2 protein-coding genes and 1 pseudogene are annotated in these 2,288 nt (G+C 74.4%); 2 read left to right on the top strand and 1 reads right to left on the bottom strand.

Going from position 1 to position 2,288, the window contains the following annotated elements; translation table 11 throughout:
- Window positions 1-125: pseudogene (locus G5C65_RS35735) on the top strand (IS481 family transposase); the annotation flags it as partial.
- A gap of 107 nt (window positions 126-232) precedes the next feature.
- Window positions 233-1,141 carry a Gfo/Idh/MocA family oxidoreductase gene (locus G5C65_RS35730; protein ID WP_165303212.1) on the top strand — a complete coding sequence of 303 codons (909 nt, stop codon included), beginning with the start codon at window positions 233-235 and terminating at the stop codon, window positions 1,139-1,141.
- Here the strand turns inward: G5C65_RS35730 and lnt are convergent.
- Window positions 1,110-2,288, bottom strand: a 1,179-nt coding sequence (gene lnt, locus G5C65_RS35725) for an apolipoprotein N-acyltransferase (protein WP_165303211.1), incomplete at its 5' end; no start/stop codon positions are given. The genes G5C65_RS35730 and lnt overlap by 32 nt on opposite strands.

Here is a 2,288-nt window from a genome sequence, read left to right as displayed (position 1 = left end):
AGCAGGAACGACGCGACGCGTTCCCCCGCTGGCTGCACTCCTACAATCACCACCGCGGACACACCGCGCTCGCAGGCAAACCACCCGCCAGCCGCGTCCCCAACCTCACAGGGCAATACACCTAGGGACCGTGGGGAGGGAGGGGGCGCCAATCGGGCCGCCCGCGTCACCGTATGCTGCCCCGGGCGCTCGCTCACCGCGGCGCGGACGGAGAAGCGAGCAGGGAGACCCAGTGAAGATTGGCGTGATCGGACTCGGGGACATCGCCCGGAAGGCGTATCTGCCGGTGCTCGCGGCGCAGCCGGGCCTGGAGCCGCATCTGGTCACCCGCACCCCGGCCACCCTCGAACAGCTCGGCGCCGCCCACCGCGTCCCCGGGGAGAACCGGCACACCGGGCTCGACGGGCTGCTCGCCGCCCGCCCGGACGCCGCCTTTGTGCACGCGACCACCGCGGCCCACCCGGAGCTGGTCACCCGGCTGCTGGAGGCCGGGGTCCCCACATACGTCGACAAGCCGCTCGCCTACGGCCTGGCGGACGCCCAGCGGCTCGTCGAACTGGCCGAGCGGCGCGGCATCAGCCTCGCCGTCGGCTTCAACCGCCGCCACGCCCCCGGCTACGCCCAGTGCCTGGAGCACCCGCGGGACCTGATCGTGCTGCAGAAGCACCGGGTCGGCCTGCCGGAGGAGCCGCGCACCCTGGTCCTCGACGACTTCATCCACGTCGTGGACACCCTGCGGTTCCTGGTGCCCGGCACCGTCGACCAGATCGGTGTGCGCGCCCGGGTCCGCGACGGGCTGCTGCACCATGTCGTGCTGCAGCTGTCCGGCGACGGCTTCACAGCGCTCGGCGCGATGAACCGGCTCTCGGGCTCGGCCGAGGAGGTTCTGGAGGTCTCCGGCGCGGACGCCAAGCGCGAGGTCCGCAACCTCGCGGAGGTCATCGACCACAAGGGCCAGCCCAGTCTGCGCCGCCGCGGCGACTGGGTGCCGGTGGCCCGCCAGCGCGGCATCGAACAGGCCGTGCTCGCCTTCCTCGACGCCGTACGCGCGGGCCGCACCCTCTCCGCGCAGGACGCGCTGCGCACCCATGAGCTGTGCGAACGGGTGGTCATCGCCGCACAGGAGCAGCAGGCAGGGTGAACCGCCGCCCGCGCAGCGCACGCACCGCCTCCAGCAGTCCGAACGCCGCCAGCACCGTGAGGGCCACCCGGACCACCCAGTCCCCGAACCGCGCATAGAGGGTGCTGCCCGAGGCGAGCGGCACCTCGGCGACCGACGCCGCGCTCGCGTCCGTGCCCAGCTGCTCACCCGCCGCGTGCCCGTCCGGCCCGTACACCGCGCTCACCCCCGTGAGGGTCGCGTGCACCATCGGGCGGCCCGACTCCGCGGCCCGCAGGGCGGCGAGCGAGGCGTGCTGCCGCGGTGCCCAGCTCTCCTGGAACGTCGTCGTCGCCGACTGCGCCACCAGCAGCCGCGCGCCCTCGGCCGCCAGATGCCGGCTCATGTCGGGGAACGCCGTCTCGAAGCAGACCAGCGGCCCGATCCGGGTCCCGCCCGCTTCCATGACCACCGGCTCCGTGCCCCGCATCCGGTTCTCGTCCGCGGCGCGGCCCACCGACGTGGCCCAGCCGAGCATCCCCCGCGCCGGGATGTACTCGCCGAACGGCACCAGCCGCATCTTGTCGTACCGCTGCCCGGTCAGCCCTTCCGGTCCGACCAGCACCGAGCTCTTGTAGATCCCGGAGCGTCCGGTGCGCCGCGCGTCGACGTTCACCAGGACCGGGGCGCCGGTCTCGGACGCGAGGGTGCTCAGCCGCCGCACCAGCCCCGGGTGCGCCCCGAGGTCGTAGGCCACGCTGCTCTCGCCCCACACGACGAGGTCCACATCCCGCCCGGCCAGCTCGCGGGTGAGCCGCTCGCCCTGTGCGAAGCGCTCGCTGGGGCCGCTGGTGATCCCGGCCTGGACGACGGCCACCCGCAGCTCGCCCGCGCGCTCCACGCGGGGCGCCCACGCCCATCCGGACGCCCCGACGACGGCTGCCGCCACCAGCACGCTCAGCGCCGCCACCGGGGCCCGGGGCGCCGTGACGAGGGCGGCGAGCGCGGTGTTCACGGCCACCAGCAGAAAGCTGATCAGCCATACGCCGCCCACCGAGGCCAGCCGCAGCGCGGGCTGCACCTGCCACTGGCTCGCACCCAGCAGCCCCCAGGGCCCGCCCAGGTACTCCCAGGAGCGGATCAGCTCCACCAACAGCCAGCCCGACGGGAGCACCACGACCGCCGCCGC

Source organism: Streptomyces boncukensis (genome assembly GCF_011045075.1).
Lineage (GTDB): Bacteria > Actinomycetota > Actinomycetes > Streptomycetales > Streptomycetaceae > Streptomyces > Streptomyces boncukensis.
The sequence above is the reverse complement of the archived record's forward strand: the minus strand, read 5'-3'. Positions and strand labels throughout refer to the sequence as shown.